The organism is Vibrio sp. R10-SF1-ISO8, assembly GCF_059833805.1.
Map to the genome: position 1 here is coordinate 1181664 of NZ_JCBDHL010000021.1, position 22276 is coordinate 1203939.

A 22276-nucleotide genomic window follows, 5' to 3' on the forward strand; every position below is an offset into this window, starting at 1 on the left:
AAATCTGATCCTTATGCCAATCGATATATGGAGGTTCAGGAACAGTATAGTAACAGAGAAAACCAGGTGGTTTTTACATCTACAGCCGCTCCAATGGAAGTCTACAAGGTGTTTGTGTTCAAAAATGTAGAAGCAGAAGAAAACCTAAAAGAAATTGTTCGGCATGCTTACTATCAACAATTTGAATCTTTTTATGGTACACCAGTAGAGCCAAAAAGTGTTGAAAGTATAACAATTAGTGGTTTCAAAACTAAGCAACTAACTTTTAAGCAAAAAATCCCAGAAACAAAATCAGTTTTGGAAAATAGACCTGAACTAACAATTACTCATTTAGCGTATTATGTCGAAGCCGGAAGTAATGCAGCATACATTTTTGTTAACAAGCCATCTGATGGAGACATTTTCGTTGAAGGCTCAGAAACTAGGATCAGAGATTTCGTCCATTCATTTAAGCTGAATTGAATATAACAAGAGACTATGGCGACTTTTTTGGGTTTTCCTGCCGCAAGTAATCGTTCATATGTAGTCTTAAAAACAGGGTTACATTGGATGGCAGACATCATCGCCATATACATAACGGTTCTAACTTGAGTCCGACCTCCTTGTATTATGTGCTTTCCTTTATAACGACCACTTTCTCTAACGATGGGTGCTACACCAATCAAACTAGAGGCTTGTTTATTGGTGATGTAACCAAGCTCGGGGACGTTACTGATGATAGATGCGGCCAGTATCTTACCGACTCCAGGCATGCTTTGAAGTATCTCATTCTTAGTCTGATATTCAGGAGAGATATCGATGAGCTTTGTGATTTTAGCTTCTACTTTTTCAATTTGATTTTTAAGAGCGGTTAAGATGGGCGTAATGGTTGAGGCGATGTTCTTTGGCAATATTTGTAGTCGGTTTCTTTCCATGGTCTGTATGGAGAGTAACTGATTTCGCCTTGATACTAAGTCACTCATTAATCGGATATTTTCGGCTTTTAGCTCGGTTAAGTCAGGCTGAACTTTTTCAGCATAGTGGGCAATGAGCGCGGCGTCTAAACGGTCGTTCTTAGCTCTTTGTCCAATAGCACCAGCGAACCTTTTTATTCTCAAAGGGTTTGCGATGACATAGGGTAGCTTTGCTTGGTCACAAGTAAGGATGAAGGGCATTTCTAATCGTCCAGTAGCTTCAATCACGACACGCTGAGGTTGGTGTTTAGCGATAGTTCTGACGACTTCTTTAATGCCTTTGTCATTGTTAGGAACGGTGAAGTAAATGTCGAGCGGACGGATATAAATATCTAATTGTGATTTGCCAGTATCAACGCCGACATTAATGTTTTGAAGTGTGTTTGTATTCATAATAAGCTAACTCTTGCTTGCAAATGCGGGCTCGAGACCCAGAAGACTATTCGAGTGTGGTGCTTGGAGTTCTATCTGACGTTCGTACTTGTTATCGGTCTCTCGATAGAGGAGCCATCATTTAATCGAACTATCAGATAGAAGAACTTTAGTTGCAGCTAAAGTCTGGGTCTCACCTTACCCGATTGGAGTGCTTATTATCCATACAATAAATTTAAGCAGATTCGTAACGCTTGGCACTTTCGGTTTGCTTCGGCTTTAGTGTTTACGGCACAATACTTTAGGTTCAGGTGGCTGCGTTGCTCACCACATAATGCGGCGTTATAGCGATTCGGAGAATATCTTGAAATCTTTGTTAAACTTAGTTCGACTTCATTGGTTGTTATTCACGGCTTTAATAGCTCTGGTAATTACTGTTTTGTCCCTATATCCGCTGGATAGCCTTCCTTCCGTTCCAGGGACAGATAAAACCCACCATTTTATTGCTTATGGGGCTTTGGCATTTCCAGTAGCGTTAGCGAGACCCGAAAAGTGGTTGTTATTTATCGTAGGTTTCTTAGTTTATAGTGGTGTTATTGAATTAGTTCAGCCATATGTAAATCGTTATGGTGAGTGGCTAGACTTAGGCGCAAATGGTTTAGGGCTAGTTGTAGGTATTTTAATTGCTTCTTTTGCTCGGTCGATTTTCTTGAAAGGAAAATCGCTATAACAATAAATTTAAGAATGATTCACAACGCTCGGTGCTTTCACTTCAAGCCAGTTTAGTGTTTATGGCACAATGCTTTAGGTGAGGTGGCAGCGTTGCTCACCCCTTAACGCGGCGTTAGCCCTATCAGAGGAAAATAATGAAATCTGCGGTATTAGTTATTGATGTTCAGTCGATTCTGTTCGACCCGGAACCTCAACCATTTGAATCACAAATCGTACTCACCAAAATTAATGAGGTTACGAAATTAGCGCGTGCTAAGTCTGTCCCAGTTATCTTTGTCCAGCACGAGCAACCTAAATCTGTTATTGAATACGAAAGCGTTGGTTGGGCATTACAGTCGAGCTTAATTACACGAACTGGTGACCATTTCGTTCGCAAAACAACACCAGACTCTTTCTTGAACACTAATCTTCAAAGTGTTTTGAATGAACTCGATGTAGGTAGCTTAATTGTGTGTGGCTACGCCTCAGAGTTTTGCGTTGATACCACCATTCGCAGAGCTGCAGGTTTAGGCTATCCCGTAACGTTGGTATCGGATGCTCACACAACTCATGATAAGGAGCACGCCAGTGGGGCTCAAATTCGAGAGCACCACAATGCCACGTTACCTAATATTTCTAGTTTCGGTGTTAAAATCGAAGCGGTAGAGGCACACGACCTTTGGGCATAGGGCTAACAAACTGTTCAAGAGGGCTTCGCAACGCGTGACATTTTCACTATGCGTTGGTTTAAGTGTTTAGGGTGGTATGCGGCGGCTTCGGTATTGCGTTGCTCACCCCTTAACAGAGTGCTATGCACTTAGGTTGACATGAAAGAACTATTGGAAAGAATTCAAACAGAGTTTGATGAAACAGAAGGTAATATTTGCATCGTTGATGCTGATTGGTATGCGGACGATCTTAGGATTAGCCTTTCAGTCTTGATGCATAATGAGGCTGCTCCTGAACTTTGGGAAGTGCAGTGTATTGGTGTCGTTGAAGAGTCTATATGCTCTGTTGAAGAAGAGTTACTTTCTATATCTAAGAACTCTCCTCTTTTAATTCCATATCAAGAAGTAGAAATTGACCTGTTTTTTTCGGGGAACTCATGCAGCCCAGAGTCACTTCTTGGTGTTCTTTTCAGCGCCTGTGTGGAGATAATGGGAAAAGCGGAATACTTAGTCCGGTTCTTGAATCAAAAGCCAACTGTATATGGAATCGTGAAAACTAAATTTGGTACTTTAGGTCGCTTTCCCAAATCATTGGTGACAAAATTACTCAAGAGCTAAGTGCACTGCCAATAAATATCAAGCCCATTGAGGTAGGTCCTCCAAAACACTGGACAGGATCAGAATTCATAAGTTACCAAAGCTTGTCTGTTTTTGAGTTAGTTAATTCTTACGTTATAGCAGAAAGCTTTGCCACAGTACGTGCATAACAAAGCATTAAAGAGTAATTCCTTACGCTTGCCGGTTTCGCTTCGCTCACAGTCTGGCAGGCGTGCGACACACCTTAATGTGGCGTTATGCATATTAATTCAAAGGTTACATTTTTAGAAAGGGAAATTATGAAATATATCTACATTTTATTACTGCTATTTGCTTTTAATAGTCAGTCTTTGGCCTCGGATAACTTGATCGCTCATGTGGTTTATACAGGTTTATATGGTGACGGTAGGTTGTTTATTGCTACAGATAGAGAAATTAATGAACTAGGTTGTAAGAGTACTAGGATAGATGTAGCACCAAATCACCCACAAATCGACAGGTGGCTAAGCATTGCATTGACTGCCCATGCGACTGGAAAGCCTGTCCAATTCAAAACTAATGGTTGCTATAAGAACTATCCGACGTTGGATACTACAGATAACTCTTGGTTTCATAGTAAGTTTTCTGGTTAGGCATTAGCATAACAAGCTGATAAAGATGGACTATCAACGCTTGGCAATTTTTCTGCTAATCAGGTGTAGTGGTTACGGTGGGTATTTTAGTATCATGGTATGCGTTGTTAGCCACTTCGCAGAGCGTTATGCATCAAATGGAAATCTAGTAGATGGAAAATAACTGTGGCAACGTCCTTTAATAGTTCAGCGTGGCACTTACGAAGAAGCCTTAACTAAGAGTGTGAAGGTACTGCAATCAGTAGGTATGGTTTTTGTCGATTTGGTCGATGGTAAGGTAGTTCAACTAAATCCTGAACTGTGGTGGGAAGGGTATGTCATGGCTAATTACCCCGGAGTATTCCGACTATTTTCCTAATCAGGAAGAAGTATTTAATGTAGTTAATGAAGGACTAGTTTTCCACGGTCCTTTTATGGGTGCGAGCACGAATAATACATAACAAGGCGTTTAAGTGGCTGTATATTTAGATTCAATAAAAGTTGCACCTAGAAGAGATCTTCTAAAAGTCATAGATGAATATTCAATGTCATCAGATAGTGTCAGTTTAACTGATTGCATTCGCTTCAAGCTTGTAGAAATATTGCCATTGGGTTCGGTACCTGAAGATAGTTTCGCAGAAAACGATATCGCTCTAGCTGTTCGTGTACCATTTCATCGAAGAGGTACGTTATTGTTTGGCTTCGGAGTAATCTTAGGTTGGCGTCCTCTAGTGACAATCGAGTTTGATGTTATTTCTTTGGCTAGCGGTGAGACAATTGAAACATTGCGTTCAACAAACAAGCTTTGTTGGAGCGGATATATTAGAGGTCTCCTACGTTTGAACTCAATCATTCATATCAAACCAGAATTCGGGTTTGCAGACCTTGAACCACTTATAGAACAGTCTGTATTGAGCCTTTTGAAGGAGGTTCAAACTAAGTACTCATAACAATCTGCTTAAGCCGGACTGCCAACGCTCGGCGAATTTACTTCAAAGTTTGCTCAGCGTTTGCGGTACTTAGTTTAAGTCTCGCGCTATGCGTTGGCGCTATGTGAATAGGAGATTTCAATGGACAAGGCAGTCAAAGCTCGTTTCGATGAATACCCAGAGAATGTTCGTGTTAGGTTAGCGGAGCTACGAAATCTAGTCTTTCAAATAGCATCTGAGTTGGAACTTGGTGAAGTCGAAGAAACTCTAAAATGGGGTGAGCCAAGCTACAGTGTAAAAACAGGCAGTCCGCTAAGAATGGACTGGAAACTCAAGTCTCCTAACAATTATTATCTTTTCTTTAATTGCCAAACCAAGCTAGTCGATACGTTCCGGGAGTTGTATCGAGAAGAACTTGTATTTCAGGGAAATAGAGCAATAGTTCTGTCCTTATCGGAACCGATACCAGAAAGAGCCATTAAGTCTTGTTTAGAGTTAGCTTTAACCTATCAGCAGCGCAAAAATTTACCTCTTTTAGGCGCGTAACAATTCACATAACAATAATCTAAGAGTGATTCACAATGCTCGGCGCTCACACTTTAAGTCAGTTTAATGTTTATGGCACAATGCTTTAGGTAAGGTGCTAGTAGTCACAAGTAATAAGGACCTAAAGATGGAATTAAAGTATCGTTCAGCTGTTTTTGAAGATCTGGAAAGTCTTGTTGCTTTGCTTTCAAATGACCCACTTGGTAGTAAAAGAGAAGAAGTGTCTGTTCCGTTGAATAACGCTTATGTTGAAGCGTTCGAAGCAATTGCACGAGACCCAAACAACGAATTACTTGTCGTTGAACTAGAAAACTCCCTAGTCGGTATGCTTCAAGTGACCTTTATTCCTTACCTGACGCACATTGGTAGCTGGCGTTGTCTTATCGAAGGTGTGCGAATCCATAGTGACTATCGTGGACAAGGTTTTGGTGAGCATATGTTCGCACATGCTATCGAACTGGCAAAAAGCAAAGGCTGCACAATCGTTCAGTTAACAAGTGACAAGCAGCGCCCTGATGCAATCAGGTTCTATGAAAAACTTGGATTCAAACCAACACATGAAGGGTTTAAACTCGCGTTGTAGGCTGTACGCAAACAATCTGTTTAAAAGTGAGCCACACCTTAATTTGGCTTGAGGTGTTGTCGAGTTCGGTTTAGCTACATCTTTCCTGTGAATCTAATAGTTGTTAACCTTATGTCTCTATGAATGGTTAGGTAGTGGTTATGAAAATCAGTCTGTTGAGTTTAGTTTCTGCACTCCTTCTAAGTGGTTGTTCTTTGTTTGTAAGCGAAAGCTACTTTGGTGAAAACTGGACTGGGCATCATATAAATGAACTTGTAGAGCAGTGGGGAGAGCCTCACGAAATGAAGTCTAAAGAAGGTGGTGTGATTGAAGCTGAATATAAAATTTTCAGCGACAGCTGTACGTACATCTTTATTACGGACGAGCAAGGGGTGATTAAATCTTATACGTACGAAAGTACATTTTTAGGAACATGCAAACCGATAGGGTAAACACCCACAATAAACTCGAGACGGATTTATAACGCTTGACGTTGTAGGTTGTTGAGTTACGCCACAGTGTGGCTTAAGTACCTAGTATAGACGTGACACCGTAGCGCGGTGTTGGGTTCTGACCAATTAAAAGGAATAAACACAATGGTTACATGTTACGTTCGATATATCATCGACCCTTTCAAGCTATCCGAATTTGAAGAATATGCAAAAATGTGGATTCCACTAGTCAACAGACTAGGCGGGCATCATAATGGGTATTTTCTTCCTTCAGAAGGCGCTAACAACGTCGCTTTAGCGTTATTTACCTTTCCCAGTCTAGCGGACTACGAGGCATATCGTAACAAGTCGTTAGCTGACAAAGAGTGTCTAGAAGCATTTAAATTTGCAGAAGAGACTCGCTGTGTTTTGAGCGTTGAACGTAGCTTCTTTAGACCGGTATTTGGCTGATATACACATCCGACAATACACTTTAGAGTGATTCAACGCGCTTGGCGCTTTCACTTAAAACAAGTTTAGTCTTTACAGCACAATGGTTTATGACAATTCTCGCTACGCGCATGCGCGTTATGTGCCAAGTGTGATTTGTCTTACACTATGTGCAATTAGGTGTCTATATTATGTGCGATAGTCATTCATAAGGAGTGGTTATGGCTCTTACAAGTAAACTTAAAGTCGTTATTTCCGTCATTGCGATGGCGATATCTTCGGTATTCCTTGCTCTGGACTTATTTGGTGTTATTCCCTTTTTGGTTCTAGTCGTGTCGTTTTTCACCGTTATTATCCAAGGAACTTTATGTTTTCTCGGCTATGAAGATGGAGATATGTTTGAAGCATACCAAGACTCTGAGCGAACAGAGGCTACAGCGATTGCTAACTTGTTCAAAGATAAAAAGGACTGTGACAAACTTTAAGAAAGCAGGCTTTTTAAATAGGGTTCAGTGTTGAAAATCATATTGCGACTGATGGGTATGTGCGCTTTATTGGTCAAGAGATCAACCAGCTAAGCGAGAGTCAATATCAAGCTTGGTTGAAATATCACCTTTCTACATGCTCAGAACCGTCATTGCTTGGGAGTAGCAATCATGGTTTGGTTATTGCGAAAAAGTCCATTTAACGAAACGTATATTATGGAGGGTTGAATTACGTGTTGTATCCAAAGGCTTTAAGTGCAGGTGACAAGATAGGCTTTTTCTCACCGTCATCGCCAGCAACAGTATTTGCGCCAAAACGATTCCAACGTGCAAAAGCTTACCTTGAATCTCATGGATTTGAGCTTGTTGCTGGCTCTCTTACGGGAAAGTCTGATAGTTATCGCTCAGGCTCGATTTTAGAGCGAGCAGATGAGTTAAACCAGCTCATTAGAGACCCAAGCATTCGTTGTATTATGTCAACGATTGGCGGTAACAACAGCAACGCTTTATTGCCCTACATTGATTATGACGCTCTACGTAGAGATCCTAAAATTATTATTGGTTACTCAGATGTAACTGCTCTACTCATGGGGATTTATGCACAGACGGGGTTAGTCACTTTCTACGGCCCAGCTTTAGTTGCATCATTCGGTGAGTTTCCTCCTTTAGTTGATCAAACATTTCAGTCTTTCTTAGAAATATTGACTACAGAATCAGGCCTATATTCTTATTCTATGCCAGATGAGTGGACTGATATTAAGCATGACTGGGAAACTCAGGATTCAAATAAAGCGACATATCCAAATGAATGGCGGTTCAAAGGTAGGGAAACAGTTAAAGGACGCGTTATTGGTGGCAATTTAAATACAATAGCGGGTATTTGGGGTAGTCCATATATGCCAGATATCCAGTTTGGCGACATCCTACTTATAGAGGACTCACTAAAGAGTATTGAAACAGTAGAGCGTTCGTTTGCCCACTTGCTCGCTTGCGGAGTATTCGATATGGTTGGCGCAATTGTACTGGGTAAGCATGAGTTATTCGACAATAAAGGGACCGGTCGAACTCCATTGGATGTCTTACTGGAAGTGTTAAACGGAAAAGAAGTGCCAATTTTATATGGTTTTGACAGTTGTCATACTCATCCAATGCTTGTTACACCTTTAGGTGTTCAAGCTAAAATTGACTTTGATAATCATCGCTTTAGTCTTGTAGGGCAATGGCTGTCAGAAAAATAACAGTCCATTAAAGAGTTAATTCCCACCCTTACTTTGCTCACACCTTAAGGGAGCGTTATAAGCATTTATTGAGAAGAAATACATGGAAACAGAAAGGCTAAGATTAGTTCCTCCTTCGATGAAGATTCAGCCTTTGATGCTGGAAGCAATATTGGAAAGTAAAAACGAATTAAGCGAGTATCTGCCTTGGGTTCAACATGCTTTGACTGAGTCCGAGTCAATAGAGAATACAAAGCAGGCTATTAGTAACTTTGAAAACTTCGAAGGTGAACTACGATATTCGCTAATCGATAAAAATACCAATCACTTCATCGGCGCAATTGGTTTAATCATCCGAGACAAAGATGTTCCTTTTTTTGAAATAGGGTATTGGTTACGTAGCTCATGTGTCGGGTATGGTTATATCGCTGAAGCGGTTAAAGTTTTAGAAACTTACGCATTTATAGAACTCAAAGCGAACAGATTGGAAATCAAGGCGGCGGAAGAGAATAGAAAAAGTCGAGCCGTTGCGGAGCGATGTGGGTACGCTTTCGAAGGAATACTGCGTAATGACCGTAAGCTTCAGTCTGGCATGCTAAGTAGTACAGCCGTGTATTCGAAAATCGGCTTATAACCTTAAACTATCTGCTTATCGGTTACAGGTTCGTTAGGGTTTTTATCAACATGGGGAGGGAATATGGCAATTTCATTTTATAGTAAGAGACTGACAGTTGCTGAAATTACTGGAGAACTTTCTTTGAGCGCGCACTCAAGTTTGCTCGAACGAATTCCTCAAATCCTCACGCCAGCGGTTGTTGAAAATCTTCCTCCATATTTTCACGGCATTACTTCCGGTGAACAGGCCAGAGCCTGACTTGAACGAATGTTGTTGGAGAGCCGCTTACTTAAAATAGAAGCAAAGAATCACGAACTAATAGGCTTCTTGTTTGCCTATGTGGAAGGTGAAGATTGTGCCCATATCGGTTATCTACTTGCCGAAGATTACTGGGGGAAAGGTTTGGCTAGCGAATTGATTCAAGGCTTTATTGATGAAGTCGTGAAATCTGAACCATGGGTGAAACTCATAGGTGGTGTTGACCCAACTAACATCGCTTCAGCGAAGTTACTTACCAAAATGGGTTTCGTAGAGCAGCCAACTAGTGACAGTGATGTGGTTTTTTATGAGTATATGCTTCCCAAGCGATAGTTATTAAAATCAATTTAAGTAGAGTCGCAATGTTCAGCGTTTTATATTTGAATCGACTGTAGTGTTTACAGCACAATGATTTAAGTAGGGCGTTAGCTGCCTAATTAATCTAGTGCCAATTACATGGAGAAAATATTGTGGAATTCTGGAAGTTATTGCTTTTTATACCTGCGTGTTTTGCGCTTAATATGACTCCTGGTCCAAACAACCTGTTGTCTATGAATAATGCTCGTTGTTATGGTTTCAAATCTGCCTTCATCGCTGGGCTTGGGAGAATAACAGCGTTTTCTGGAATGATTGCGTTAGCCGCTTCAGGTCTTGCTGTGGTTCTGTATACATCAGAAGCTCTGTTTCTAACTATTAAAATAGCGGGAGCAGCGTACCTGCTTTGGATTGCCTTTAATCTTTGGGGTTCAGAGTCAAGCCCAATCACAGAGTTTACAAATGCTCAAAACCGTTTGGGTTTAGCGAAGCAAGAATTTTTGCTAGCAGCTGGTAACCCCAAAGCTATTCTGATTTTCACTGCATTCCTTCCGCAGTTTGTCGATGTTTCGGACAATGTAAATGAACAGTTTTTCGTTTTAGGGGCAACGTTTCTCATATTAGAAATGGGCGCAATATCGATCTATGCCATATTCGGAATATATTTGCGACAGTGGTTTGCGAAACCTGCAATGGCCAAGCGTTTCAACAGAGGCTGCGCTAGTTTCTTAGCTATGTCAGGGGCAAGTTTGCTGTTAAGTCGCCAGTAATTAATCTTATAGCAAAGGAGGCTATGAAATGTACGAGTTCTTAGTTGGCCTAGAAGTTTCAAATGATGATGTTTACTCAAACTACCGAGCTGCTATGAAGCCTATCCTCACTTCATATGGTGGCAAATTCGGTTTTGACTTCATTGTTTCAGAAGTTCTCATCTCTGAAGTGGATAAACCCATTAATCGAGTCTTTACAATACGGTTTCCAGATCAATCCGTTGCCGAAACTTTCTTTACAGACAGTGAGTATTTGAAAGTAAAGGAGCAACTCTTTGATACGGCTGTATCTCATACAACGATTATTTCGAGTTACAACAAAGAGGATTAATTATTACATGGAAGTAGTAGAAGCAAGCTTAAGCTTAGCGCCTTTGCTCGCGAGTTATGCTAAAGAGTGCTATGAATCCGGAATTCCCAAATATGCCAATGTAGAGCGTGACCCTGAAAGCTATTTATCTGGTTTAATAGAACGTGCTCAAGAAACCTACGAATCACCAAATGGTTATCTACCCAGTACCACATATTATTGCCTCGCGGATAAAAAGATTTTAGGTGCGATTCGGGTAAGAAGAGGAAGTAACGCGAACGTAGAAAATGTGATTGGTCATATTGGTTACGAGACTAGGCCATCTGCCCGAGGTAAGGGGGTTGCTTCTCATTTGCTCGCCTGGGTGCGCGATCATGTTGTGACCGATCTTGTTATCGTGACGTGCTCAATCGATAACCCAACCTCTCAGAAAGTGATAGAAAAGAGTGGCGGAGAATACCTCGGTAACTATGAAGATAAAAATGAAGGTGTGGTGAAGCGCTATCGATTAGTGCGTCCAGTGTAAACGACGAAATATGTAATCCATAAGGTTCGGTGTATGAAGGTAACATTTAAAACGGTTCTATTACTTAGTACGGTTTTCACTTTGACCGCTTGCTTGGGAATGCCAAAGTCAGTGACACCTGTTGGTGATTTTGAACTCACAAACTATCTTGGTAAATGGTATGAGATAGCTCGTTTAGACCATTCTTTTGAACGAGGGCTTACACAAGTTACCGCGGAATACAGTTTACGCGATGATGGTGGGGTAAAGGTCATTAATCGCGGGTATAACAGCGAATCCCAACAATGGAAAGAGGCTGAAGGAAAAGCGTACTTTGTCGATGCCAAGAACCAAGGGTATTTAAAAGTTTCCTTTTTCGGACCTTTTTATGGTTCCTATGTCGTGTTTGAGTTAGAACGTAGTAACTATGATTATGCGTTTGTATCTGGCCCTAACAATGAGTACTTATGGTTATTAGCTCGGACACCAACAGTTAGTGATAGTGTGATAGAGAAGTTTAAAACCATGTCCAAAGAGCGAGGTTTTAACACTGACGAGTTGATCTTTGTAAAACAGCCTCAAAGTTAGGTAAACCAAGAGCCTCCGTAGAGACTCACTTTATAAGGCTGCGACTAGTACTTAAATTGCGCGACAATTTTCTCTAGTTTATGGCTAACTCCCGACACTTGCTCGCTGCATCTTACAGAGCCTGACACCACCTCAAAGGTGTTGCCCGCCAAATGCGCAATTTCAGTGATGTTACGATCAATTTCAGCAGAGACCATTGATTGCTCCTCAGAGGCGGTCGCAATTTGTGTGTTCATATCAAACATTTCACTAATCTGCTCACTGATACCTTCAATGGCTTCCACCACTTTATGAGTGTGTTCGTTGGTCGTTCTTGCCTGTGCTGCGCTGGTTGCCATTTGATTGGCCGTTTGCGAAATACCCTGAGTAAGCGACTGAATCGTCGACTCGATTTGATGAGTAGAGTCATTAGTCATTAATGAAAGCTGGCGCACTTCGTCCGCCACTACAGCAAAGCCACGACCACTTTCACCAGCTCGAGCTGCCTCTATAGCGGCGTTAAGTGCAAGCAGGTTGGTTTGTTCCGCAATGCCTTGAATCGTAGAAACCACTTGGTTGATTTCTCGGCTTTGCTCTTCAAGTGATACAACGTGGGTTTGAGATTCTTCGATACTTGCTGCTAACACATCAATTCGATCGCCTGTTGCATGTGTCATATCCAGCGCATTCTGTGCTTCTGTTTTCACGCGCTCGGCATTGTGCGCTGCAGACTCAATATTCGCGGTGATCTCATTAGTCGTCATGACCAACTCATTGACGGCGGTCGCGACAGACTCAGATTCCAGCTTCTGCTGCTCGGCGTTCTTCATACTCTTCGAGGACGCTTGTTCTGAACTGCATGAGCTTTCACTTAGTACTTCCATCACCGAGGCGACATCTTTTATATGCGTGTGTAACTGGCTAACAAAGGTATCGAATGAGTTAGCTAATTGAGCTAGTTCATCATTACCTTTGGCGTTCATCCTGACGGTGAGATCGCCACTGCCAGATGCGATATCTTTCATCAAGGCGTTGATGATTTTGATCCGATTAAGAATACTTCTGCCGATCATAAATAGCAGTAAAGAGAGCAGGGCAACCATGGTTAACCCGATTATTTGCAATTGCTGTTTAACTTGTACTGTCGCTAACGAAATCTCTTGCACGATAGCAGACTGTAACGAGGAGATTTCTTCTTCCGTATTGTGAACATTACTTCTCAATTGACCTCTTAAACCTTCATTAGCGCTATAGCCCAATAGCGTTCGAGCATTGATCAACTGCTCCGCTTTCGCTCGATAGTTAAAGAAGTAATTCGCTAACGATGGGTATTGGTCAACAGTCGATTCAAACTGACTTAGTGCATTGACTAAAAGCGTTTCACTCTCTTCTGATATATCGGATAGATATCGGAAATCCGCTTCCATTAACTCAAATAGCGCCACTTTTAAGTTAATATCACGTTGTTCGACGGCCAATTGTCTTAATTCGAGGCGAGCCTGCTCCAACTGACTTGTATAACTTGTATCACTGCCTTTACCTTCAAGCAAATTGACTTGGTTGACCAGTTGATGAAACTGAGCCTGATACTGTTCAAGTGTCTGCGAAATAGTTTTCGTCGAAGAAGTGAAGTCAAGATCGTTAAGTACCAAGGTATTAGACAAGTCTGCAAGACGTTCTGCCATTTGATCAAATGTCGAATCAAATCGCTTAGGGTATTTAAGATCTTTACGTGCTAAGAAGTCCTTCTCATGGCGTCTTAACATCAATAGATCGACTTCACTGGCCAGATTTTGACTCGCGGCATGCTCTAAAGACTGGAGACGCGCAAGGCTAGAGTGTTCAACAAAGCCGTAGAGAGCAACAAAAATTAAAAGCATGGCGTTGATAAGAAACAGTTTCGCGCGAATAGATAAAGCAAAACCTTTAGAATGCTGAGTGCCTGGAGAATCGTCCATGAACACCTCCCTGATTGCCTAGTGACGTCGATAGCTTATTAATGTGACAAATTTATAAATTTTTTGTGACACATATATAAAACTAATAGCAGTGCACCACGTCTTTGCAAGTTTAGAGAGATAAAAAAAACGCACCTTATCGATGCGTTATCGAGTTGCAGGTACAGCTTATTCACTAGCCTTTTACGTCAAACTCAATCTTTTTGGCACCAGTAAAGACTTGAAAGCGTAGGCCTTTTGCACGAGCAATTGTAGTGATACCAAACTTCTCAGCGAGCTCTAACCCCATTTGTGTAACACCAGAACGAGATAGAAGAACTGGTATCCCCATTTGCGCCACTTTAATCACCATTTCAGAAGTAAGGCGACCGGTAGTGTAAAAAATCTTATCTTCTCCAGACTCTTGATTAAGCCACATTTCACCTGCCAACGTATCTACGGCATTGTGACGACCCACATCTTCAACGAAAGAGAGGACTTCATTACCTTTACACACCGCACAGCCATGAACTGCACCCGCTTTTTTATACGTGTCGTTGTAATGAGTTAACGCTTCCAGCGCGGAATAGATTTCAGATTGCTTGAGAGGGACTTGAGGAACCTGATAGCCTTCGAGCTGCTTCATCACATTGCCATACATGGTGCCTTGTCCGCAGCCAGAAGTGACGGTCTTTTTCTTGAGTGCGCTTTCTACTTGTTGAATGTCTTCTTTAGTGATGACCGCTGCCGTATGCGTTTCCCAGTCTATAATGACAGACTCTAACGATTCAGGATCACTGATAAAACTTTGGTTCTTTAAATATCCGAGAACCAAGGATTCAGGTCGAGATCCTAGCGTCATTAAGGTTACGACCTCTTTCCAGTTCAGCATAACCGTGAGAGGGCGCTCACAGGCGATCTGCTTGGTCAACCTCTCACCATATTCATCGAACACTTCTACTTCGATGGTTTGCAAAGGATTTTCACTGGTTTTAATAATGTTTGGTTTAACCACAGACGTTTCCTATCTAAATACTCAGTATTATTTTTGCTACTTGTTACTTGCAATTAGCGTTCCTATTTGTCGATCCTCTAATTTTGACAAACCAACGCCATCTCAGTCAGAGATTTCAACTAAATTGGTTGAATATAGAGCAAGTCAGTTATGGGTACAGATATTGCTTGCAGCATGAGCATATAACTCTATTTAAGTGATTTGTGTAAATCCATTAAATATCAAATTCGACGCTGGTGAACCATGTCAAAACATCAAACTGTGACTGAAAAAGTAGAAAAATCGCAAGAGCTTTGGCCAATTGAATGCCAACTCGTCGCACATGAAATCGCCACAGGTCTATGGACGACGACGCAATGGCAGTTAGTTTCATTCGACCTTACCCCAAATGAAGCAAAGGCAACGGTTGCGTTGCTTCAATTGCATCGAGATGAGCGCACTGATTATCGATTTAACCTAAGTTCAAATCAGCCAAAATTGTTTTTGGTTCTAGATAATGTCGATTCTGATGAGACGCCAAACATCGTTACCCTCACAGCTTCGCAAAGTGTCGCAGGCCAGTATATGGATGGCGATTACTTGGTGCTTTCTAATGATATGCCACTCCCTGTTCAAGCGTGGATGGAAGCCTTTATTGGTCGTCATGGGGAGCTGCTCGAACAAAGACGCAAAAAACGTAAAGGGGCAGGTAGAGCAAGTGGCAACTAGTTTTTTTAATCGTTGGTCTAAAAAGAAGTTAGAAGGTGAAAATGTTCCTCAGGATGAGCCTTTAGCCGAGCTCGATCAAGATGTCGTCTTAGCCGAGTCAGAGACAGCAGGGGAGCCAGAAACCGCTTTAGAACCAAGTACTCAAGCGGTTGAAGCTGCTGAGCAACCTGAGACGAACATCGCCTCACTTCTTACGTCAGAAGCTGAGTCTGCGGTAAAAAAAGCGGCGCTAAGGAAGCTGTTCCTATCGGGTCAGTTTAGTGAAATCGATGGCTTGAATGATTATGACCACGACTATAAAGCTGTAAAAAGCCTCTCTTCAGATGTTGCTGAAAAGCTTCGTGATTGGATGCAATCCGATGAAGAAGAGGTAGACAATAATACTCAGATGACAAGCAGTGATGATAACTTAGCTAAACATGAAGAAGTTAAAGAACAAACGATAAGCGATTCATCGCAATCGATAGAAAGTACGGAAACAGTGGGACAAAATATACCACACAAAGAATAGGTACATTTTGACTAAATCATCAATTTACGGAGTGGGACAAATTGTCTCACTCCGTTTTTTTATTGTCTAATTGGTCATCGAATAACGATAAAGCATTGATTTAATGGGTATATAAAGTTGGTACAGCAATTGCTTTTACTCGCCTAAGTGAATATTCCGTTCTACTGGAACAGAGCAATGCTAAAAGAACTACTACAAGAATCAACATCGGCAAACGGAAAGGCGCGACGCTATGCGTTTGAGAATACCGTTGAGCTAACCAATCTTATTCCACCAACTGTCAGCTATGAAAGTGGCGGTAACACACTCATCGTAGGGCCTACATCCATTATTGAGAGCGCCGCTGGTCAGTTAGAGCAGTTAAAAAGTATCACCTTGCTGTCTACTGACGGTGAGAAAGGTGAGTCTAACAACCTCTATTTTGCTAGCTCAGTTCAAGTATCGGGTTTTCTAGGGACGTTTACTGTCGTTACTGAAAACAATGGAATTGAAAGTAATCTTGCGCAGGTTGCTATCAACAATGATTGCTTCGATATCGTTCTAGACTTGTGCCTTAGCAGCTGTATGAGTGAAGAAGTCCCAGTCCCTGGTTATTACCCAGTGGGGCGCGGTTATCCAAAACTCGCGGAGGCGCTGGAAGAGATCCCGACTCTGATGGGCACCTTTGATAAACCAAAGTTCTTCCGTCTAGATACAGACTTATGTGCGCATAGTTCTCGCGGCGTAAAAGGGTGTGAGCGATGTGTTGATGCTTGTCCTGCCGGAGCATTGTCCAGTGAAGGTACAGATAAAACTGGGCATAGAATCGAAATTAACCCTTACCTTTGTCAAGGCGTGGGCACTTGTGCAACCGCATGTCCGACCGAGGCGATTCATTACGCGCTTCCTACTCCACAAGAAACCCAGAAATTCATAGAACGCACACTAGCAAACTATGAGCAAGCGGGCGGGCAAGATCCTATTGTTTTAATTTGTAGCTCACGCCATGAACAATACAACGTGATAGCGCTTAAAGCACTACCAGATAATGTGGTTCCTGTTGTTGTAGAAGAATTGCCTTCAGTTGGAATTGATTCGTGGTTTGCAGCATTAGTGAATGGGGCTACTCAAGTATTGTTTGCCGCCAGTCGTTTTATGCCAGAAACCATTCTTCGTGTCCTCAACAATGAAGTGGCCACTGCGCAAGAATTGCTGACTCAGCTCGGTATTGCGAAAGAGACCGTAGATATTCTTTATCTAGAATCTCTGAGAGAAGGGGCGCCAACGCTTTGCACCGAATCGTTTGATTTGGCATTGGGCGATCTTCAAGGGAATAAACGTCAACGTCTTTTCACCGCACTGGATTCTCTCGCACAAGCTCGTATTCCTGTTGAGAATATCGTAGAACTGCCAGAAAGTGCGCCTTACGGTAATGTCAGCTGTGAAAGTAAAGATTGTACCTTGTGTATGAGTTGTGTCGCGGTTTGTCCTACCCGAGCATTACACACCGATGGTTCTTCTCCTTCACTTCAATTTGTCGAGCAAGACTGCATTCAATGTGGGCTATGTGCTAAAGCGTGCCCAGAACAAGTTCTGACTCTGACGCCTCGTATGAATTGGGACAAAGAGAGTCGCCAGCAAGCCCAAGTTATCCATCAGGAAAAAGCAGCGGAGTGTGTACGCTGCCACAAGCCTTTTGCGCCGCAGTCGATGATTGACATGTTACAAGATAAGTTACGTGGTCACTCTCATTTTGCCGATGAAGCGGCTCTGAATCGCATTGCTATGTGTGAAGACTGCCGAGTGGTGGACATGTTTGAGTCCATGGCAGAAGACCCAACCAAACAATTGAATTATTAAGGTGTGAGTACGATGGATAATCAACAACAAACAATTCGTGCAGATATCTACCTTCTGCTGTCAACGCTATACCGTCAGCAGCCATCAACTGAACTGATTGATTTCCTGTCCCAACTAGAGACAGAGCAAGCCGAAAGTGCCATGCAGCTTGCTTGGCACAAAGTGAAATCAGCAGCAATCGAAAGCAGCCAAGAACAGCTAGAAGATGAATACCAAGAGCTATTTATCGGCATTGGTCGTGGTGAAGTCGTGCCTTTTGCTTCTTGGCACCTAACAGGGTCACTAATGGAGAAGCCGCTTGCGTCTATTCGTCATGATCTTGGACTTCTTGGTTTAGAGCGAGAAGAGCAAGTAAAAGAGCCAGAAGATCACTTTTCGGCGCTCTGTGAAGCGATGTCTGTACTCACCGACGAAGAGGAAGAGCTACAGCAAGTGTTCTTCAACAAACATTTAGGCACATGGTTCAGCTCTCTGGTTAAACAACTGAAAGAAGCAAAGAACGCGAGCTTTTACTTGGCCGTAGCCGAACTGACGAACGCGTTTATGACTCTAGAGCAGGTGCGTTTCAGTGCCAATCTACAAAACAGCAAAACCAAATTAAAAATTGATGTGAAAAACGTGACTGAGTATGAGCAGCCTCAGCAATAACGTCTCACGTCGATAGCAATACCTACTAAAAAGGGTAAGGAAGCAATAATGAAAGATAATAAAGAGTTAAATCAAAGCCGTAGGGATCTTCTCAAAGGCTTAACGACCGCAGCAGTCGCTGGAGCCGTAGTCGCTGGCACTACCAAAGTGGCTAGCGCTGCAGAATCTGTAGAAGTGAAGCAAGACGAAAAGAAAACGGGTTATCACGAAACTCAACATATTCGTGACTACTACGAAACGCTATAGGAGCTAACCAATGAAATTAGTCAAACGCTCCGATAACGTGAGCAAAGAACAGAATCAGTTAGGTGTATCGAGACGTGCCTTCATGAAAAACAGCTCACTTGCTGCTGGTGGCGCTGTCGTAGGTGCGAGTTTGTTTGCACCCGGCATGATCAAAAAAGCAGAAGCAAAAGCTGTTGATCCTAATGCAAAAACAGAGATCAAACGTACCATCTGTTCTCACTGTTCTGTTGGTTGTGGTATTTACGCTGAAGTTCAAAACGGTGTATGGACCGGCCAAGAGCCTGCTTTCGATCACCCATTTAACGCGGGTGGACACTGTGCGAAAGGTGCTGCTCTACGTGAGCACGGACACGGTGAACGTCGCTTAAAGTACCCGATGAAACTTGAAGGCGGTAAGTGGAAGAAGCTTTCTTGGGATCAAGCGATTGAAGAGATCGGCAACAAGGTTTTGGATATTCGTAAAGAATCAGGCCCTGATTCTGTCTACTGGCTAGGTAGCGCGAAGCACAGCAACGAACAAGCGTATATGTTCCGTAAAATGGCATCGCTTTGGGGTACTAATAACGTCGATCATCAAGCGCGTATCTGTCACTCAACCACCGTAGCAGGTGTAGCCAACACTTGGGGTTACGGCGCGATGACTAACTCGTTCAATGACATGCATAACTGTAAGTCGATGCTATTCATTGGTTCAAACCCGGCAGAAGCTCACCCAGTCGCGATGCAGCATATCCTGATCGCCAAAGAGAAGAACAACTGTAAGATCGTTGTTGCTGACCCGCGTCGCACCCGTACTGCTGCAAAATCGGATCACTATGTCTCTCTTCGTCCTGGTTCAGACGTTGCTTTCATTTGGGGTATTTTGTGGCACGTTTTCGCTAACAAATGGGAAGACAAAGAGTTCATCCGTCAACGCGTATTTGGTATGGACGAAATACGCGAAGAAGTCGCCAAGTGGAGCCCTGCGGAAGTCGAACGCGTCACTGGCGTGTCTGAAGCGGATGTTTACAAAACTGCTAAACTACTTTCAGAAAACCGCCCTGGCTGTGTGGTTTGGTGTATGGGTGGTACTCAGCACACCACAGGTAACAACAACACGCGTGCTTACTGTGTGCTAGAGCTTGCGCTTGGCAACATGGGTAAATCGGGTGGTGGTGCGAACATCTTCCGTGGCCACGACAACGTACAGGGTGCAACAGACCTTGGCGTTCTATCTCATACACTTCCTGGTTACTACGGCCTTTCTGATGGCGCTTGGAAGCACTGGTCGAAAGTTTGGAATCTAGAGCACAAATGGGTTCAAGATCGATTCGATCAAAATGAGTATCGCGGCAAGAAACCGATGAATAACATGGGTATTCCTGTGTCTCGTTGGATCGATGGTGTATTAGAAAACAAAGACAACATCGAGCAAAATGACAATATTCGCGCCATGTTCTATTGGGGTCACGCAGTAAACTCGCAAACTCGTGGCGTTGAAATGAAGAAGGCAATGCAAAAGCTGGATATGATGGTCATCGTTGACCCATACCCAACAGTTGCAGCGGTAATGAATGATCGTACCGATGGCGTCTATCTTCTACCAGCGACAACCCAGTTCGAAACGTACGGCAGTGTAACGGCGTCTAACCGTTCTATTCAGTGGCGCGACAAGGTGGTTGATCCTCTGTTTGAATCAAAACCTGACCATGAAATCATGTACTTGTTGACCAAGAAGCTAGGTTTTGCAGAGCAGCTGTTCAAGAATGTGAAGGTGGAAAACAACCAACCTGTAATCGAAGACATTACCCGTGAATTTAATCGCGGTATGTGGACAATCGGTTACACAGGTCAAAGCCCAGAGCGTTTAAAAGCGCACCAACAGAACTGGCACACATTCCACAAAACGTCACTAGAAGCTGAAGGTGGTGTTGCTCATGGTGAAACCTACGGTCTACCTTGGCCATGTTGGGGTACACCAGAAATGAAGCACCCTGGTACGCATATTCTTTACGATACGTCTAAGCCAGTGGCTCAAGGCGGCGGCAACTTCCGCGCACGCTTTGGCGTTGAATTCGAAGGCACTAATATCCTTGCCGAAGATAGCTACTCAAAAGGTTGTGAGATTGAAGATGGTTACCCAGAATTTAGCGACAAACTGCTGAAATCTCTTGGTTGGTGGGATGATCTAACGGCTGAAGAGAAAGCAGCAGCGGAAGGTAAAAACTGGAAGACAGACCTATCTGGTGGTATTCAGCGTGTTGCAATCAAGCATGGCTGTATTCCTTTCGGTAACGCGAAAGCGCGTGCTGTGGTTTGGACCTTCCCTGACCGCGTACCACTTCACCGTGAACCGCTTTACACACCACGTCGCGACCTTGTTGCGGATTACCCAACATGGGACGACAGCGAGTCTATCTACCGTCTACCAACCATGTACAAGTCGATTCAAGATAAAGATGTATCGGGTGAGTACCCAATCATCCTAACCTCGGGTCGTCTGGTTGAGTACGAAGGTGGTGGTGAAGAGACACGTTCGAACCCATGGCTAGCTGAGCTTCAACAAGAAATGTTTGTTGAAGTAAACCCGAAAGATGCCAATGACCTTGGCTTCAAAGATGGTGAAATGGTTTGGGTTGAAGGTGCAGAGAAAGGCCGTATTCATGTCAAAGCCATGGTCACTCGACGCGTTAAACCGGGTATGGCATTTATTCCATTCCACTTCGGCGGCAAATTCCAAGGTGAAGATCTTCGCGGCAAGTACCCAGAAGGTACCGACCCATACGTTATTGGTGAATCTGCCAACATCGCCACGACTTACGGTTATGACCCTGTCACGCAAATGCAGGAAACCAAAGTCACCCTATGTAACATTCGCAAAGCTTAAGGAGTCAACAAATGGCTAGAATGAAATTCCTTTGTGACACCAAGCGCTGTATCGAATGTAACGGCTGTGTCACTGCATGTAAGAACGAAAATGATGACGCGTTAGAGTGGGGTATCCAACGTCGCCGCGTCGTCACTTTGAACGATGGTGAACCGGGTGAGAACTCGATTTCTGTTGCTTGTATGCACTGTACCGATGCGCCTTGTATGGCGGTTTGTCCGGCGGACTGTTTCGAGCACACAGAAGATGGCATCGTGCTACACAACAAAGATCTTTGTATCGGTTGTGGTTACTGCTTGTTTGCTTGCCCGTTTGGCGCACCACAGTTTCCTAAACAGGAAGCGTTTGGTGAACGCGGCAAGATGGACAAGTGTACCTTCTGTGCAGGTGGTCCTGAAACAGAAGCGGGCTCTGTTGAAGAGCGTCAGAAGTACGGTGCGAACCGTATTGCTGAAGGTAAGCTGCCAATGTGTGCTTCACTATGTTCAACCAAAGCTCTTTTGGCAGGTGATGCTGAGAAGGTGTCTGACATCTTCCGTCAACGTGTTGTAGAGCGTGGTGCTAAAGGCGCTGGTTGGACAGACGGTAACGATCTGTCTTACGACGCAACGAAAAGCTAAGACTGGAGAGATT

At 43.1% G+C, this 22276-nt stretch carries 26 protein-coding genes and 2 pseudogenes; 25 read left to right on the forward strand and 3 right to left on the reverse strand.

Annotation, left to right across the window (positions count from 1 at the left end; translation table 11 throughout):
- Nucleotides 1–338: 338 nt before the first annotated feature.
- Nucleotides 339–1346 (reverse strand): IS110 family RNA-guided transposase, encoded by a 1008-nt coding sequence (locus AC6R00_RS23515; RefSeq protein ID WP_500642170.1) that lies wholly within the window; start codon nt 1344–1346, stop codon nt 339–341.
- Between the two features lie 343 nt (nt 1347–1689).
- Here AC6R00_RS23515 and AC6R00_RS23520 point away from each other — a divergent pair, with 343 nt between their 5' ends.
- The 18 genes and pseudogenes from AC6R00_RS23520 (at nt 1690) to AC6R00_RS23605 (ending at nt 11894) form a co-directional block, all read left to right on the forward strand.
- Entirely contained in the window at nt 1690–2055 is a 366-nt protein-coding gene (locus AC6R00_RS23520) for a VanZ family protein (RefSeq protein WP_500642171.1), read from the forward strand.
- A 136-nt stretch (nt 2056–2191) separates the two neighbouring features.
- Complete coding sequence (locus AC6R00_RS23525) at nt 2192–2725, forward strand: cysteine hydrolase family protein (RefSeq protein WP_500642172.1); 534 nt, start codon at nt 2192–2194, stop codon at nt 2723–2725.
- Between the two features lie 138 nt (nt 2726–2863).
- Nucleotides 2864–3322 (forward strand): hypothetical protein, encoded by a 459-nt coding sequence (locus AC6R00_RS23530; RefSeq protein WP_500642173.1) that lies wholly within the window; start codon nt 2864–2866, stop codon nt 3320–3322.
- Nucleotides 3323–3558: 236 nt separating this feature from the next.
- A complete protein-coding gene (locus AC6R00_RS23535; RefSeq protein WP_500642174.1) occupies nt 3559–3933 on the forward strand; it encodes a hypothetical protein in 375 nt (124 codons plus the stop codon).
- A 452-nt stretch (nt 3934–4385) separates the two neighbouring features.
- Entirely contained in the window at nt 4386–4862 is a 477-nt protein-coding gene (locus AC6R00_RS23540) for a hypothetical protein (RefSeq protein ID WP_500642175.1), read from the forward strand.
- A 120-nt stretch (nt 4863–4982) separates the two neighbouring features.
- A complete protein-coding gene (locus AC6R00_RS23545) occupies nt 4983–5387 on the forward strand; it encodes a DUF1801 domain-containing protein (protein ID WP_500642176.1) in 405 nt (134 codons plus the stop codon).
- A gap of 127 nt (nt 5388–5514) precedes the next feature.
- Nucleotides 5515–5970: a GNAT family N-acetyltransferase gene (locus AC6R00_RS23550; protein WP_500642177.1), complete on the forward strand. Its 456-nt coding sequence runs from the start codon at nt 5515–5517 to the stop codon at nt 5968–5970.
- Nucleotides 5971–6110: 140 nt separating this feature from the next.
- Nucleotides 6111–6401, forward strand: a complete 291-nt coding sequence (locus AC6R00_RS23555; protein ID WP_500642178.1) for a hypothetical protein — start codon at nt 6111–6113, stop codon at nt 6399–6401.
- A gap of 144 nt (nt 6402–6545) precedes the next feature.
- On the forward strand, nt 6546–6851 hold the full coding sequence (locus AC6R00_RS23560) for an NIPSNAP family protein (protein ID WP_500642179.1): 306 nt from the start codon (nt 6546–6548) through the stop codon (nt 6849–6851).
- Nucleotides 6852–7051: 200 nt separating this feature from the next.
- Complete coding sequence (locus tag AC6R00_RS23565; protein WP_500642180.1) at nt 7052–7315, forward strand: hypothetical protein; 264 nt, start codon at nt 7052–7054, stop codon at nt 7313–7315.
- Between the two features lie 20 nt (nt 7316–7335).
- Nucleotides 7336–7518 (forward strand): annotated as a pseudogene (locus AC6R00_RS23570) (SAM-dependent methyltransferase); the annotation flags it as partial.
- A 30-nt stretch (nt 7519–7548) separates the two neighbouring features.
- Complete coding sequence (locus AC6R00_RS23575; RefSeq protein ID WP_500642181.1) at nt 7549–8553, forward strand: S66 family peptidase; 1005 nt, start codon at nt 7549–7551, stop codon at nt 8551–8553.
- Between the two features lie 82 nt (nt 8554–8635).
- Nucleotides 8636–9166: a GNAT family N-acetyltransferase gene (locus tag AC6R00_RS23580; protein ID WP_500642182.1), complete on the forward strand. Its 531-nt coding sequence runs from the start codon at nt 8636–8638 to the stop codon at nt 9164–9166.
- Between the two features lie 63 nt (nt 9167–9229).
- Nucleotides 9230–9739: pseudogene (locus AC6R00_RS23585) on the forward strand (GNAT family N-acetyltransferase).
- Between the two features lie 137 nt (nt 9740–9876).
- On the forward strand, nt 9877–10491 hold the full coding sequence (locus AC6R00_RS23590) for a LysE family translocator (RefSeq protein ID WP_500642183.1): 615 nt from the start codon (nt 9877–9879) through the stop codon (nt 10489–10491).
- A 28-nt stretch (nt 10492–10519) separates the two neighbouring features.
- On the forward strand, nt 10520–10822 hold the full coding sequence (locus tag AC6R00_RS23595) for a DUF1330 domain-containing protein (RefSeq protein ID WP_494506025.1): 303 nt from the start codon (nt 10520–10522) through the stop codon (nt 10820–10822).
- A gap of 7 nt (nt 10823–10829) precedes the next feature.
- On the forward strand, nt 10830–11327 hold the full coding sequence (locus AC6R00_RS23600; RefSeq protein ID WP_500642184.1) for a GNAT family N-acetyltransferase: 498 nt from the start codon (nt 10830–10832) through the stop codon (nt 11325–11327).
- A 33-nt stretch (nt 11328–11360) separates the two neighbouring features.
- Nucleotides 11361–11894: a lipocalin family protein gene (locus AC6R00_RS23605; RefSeq protein WP_500642185.1), complete on the forward strand. Its 534-nt coding sequence runs from the start codon at nt 11361–11363 to the stop codon at nt 11892–11894.
- Between the two features lie 44 nt (nt 11895–11938).
- Here the strand turns inward: AC6R00_RS23605 and AC6R00_RS23610 are convergent, their stop codons facing one another.
- On the reverse strand, nt 11939–13831 hold the full coding sequence (locus AC6R00_RS23610) for a methyl-accepting chemotaxis protein (RefSeq protein ID WP_500642186.1): 1893 nt from the start codon (nt 13829–13831) through the stop codon (nt 11939–11941).
- 175 nt (nt 13832–14006) lie between these two features.
- The gene (gene fdhD / locus AC6R00_RS23615; protein WP_500642187.1) at nt 14007–14825 is read right to left on the reverse strand and encodes a formate dehydrogenase accessory sulfurtransferase FdhD; all 819 of its coding nucleotides are present in this window, start codon (nt 14823–14825) and stop codon (nt 14007–14009) included.
- A gap of 243 nt (nt 14826–15068) precedes the next feature.
- On the opposite strand from fdhD, the gene AC6R00_RS23620 reads away from it, so the two are divergent.
- From AC6R00_RS23620 to fdh3B, 7 genes are all read left to right on the forward strand, one after another.
- Nucleotides 15069–15533, forward strand: a complete 465-nt coding sequence (locus AC6R00_RS23620; protein ID WP_500642188.1) for a DUF3305 domain-containing protein — start codon at nt 15069–15071, stop codon at nt 15531–15533.
- On the forward strand, nt 15523–16044 hold the full coding sequence (locus tag AC6R00_RS23625; RefSeq protein ID WP_500642189.1) for a DUF3306 domain-containing protein: 522 nt from the start codon (nt 15523–15525) through the stop codon (nt 16042–16044). Before AC6R00_RS23620 ends, AC6R00_RS23625 begins: the two co-directional genes overlap by 11 nt.
- Nucleotides 16045–16221: 177 nt before the next feature.
- Entirely contained in the window at nt 16222–17883 is a 1662-nt protein-coding gene (locus AC6R00_RS23630) for a 4Fe-4S dicluster domain-containing protein (protein ID WP_500642190.1), read from the forward strand.
- A gap of 12 nt (nt 17884–17895) precedes the next feature.
- The gene (locus AC6R00_RS23635) at nt 17896–18531 is read left to right on the forward strand and encodes a TorD/DmsD family molecular chaperone (protein ID WP_500642191.1); all 636 of its coding nucleotides are present in this window, start codon (nt 17896–17898) and stop codon (nt 18529–18531) included.
- Between the two features lie 48 nt (nt 18532–18579).
- Nucleotides 18580–18777, forward strand: a complete 198-nt coding sequence (locus AC6R00_RS23640) for a twin-arginine translocation signal domain-containing protein (protein ID WP_004745957.1) — start codon at nt 18580–18582, stop codon at nt 18775–18777.
- Nucleotides 18778–18787: 10 nt separating this feature from the next.
- Nucleotides 18788–21643, forward strand: coding sequence for a formate dehydrogenase subunit alpha (locus AC6R00_RS23645; RefSeq protein WP_500642192.1), 2856 nt, complete (start codon nt 18788–18790; stop codon nt 21641–21643).
- Nucleotides 21644–21654: 11 nt separating this feature from the next.
- Nucleotides 21655–22263: a formate dehydrogenase FDH3 subunit beta gene (gene fdh3B, locus AC6R00_RS23650; RefSeq protein ID WP_004745954.1), complete on the forward strand. Its 609-nt coding sequence runs from the start codon at nt 21655–21657 to the stop codon at nt 22261–22263.
- The last annotated feature ends 13 nt before the right edge of the window (nt 22264–22276 follow it).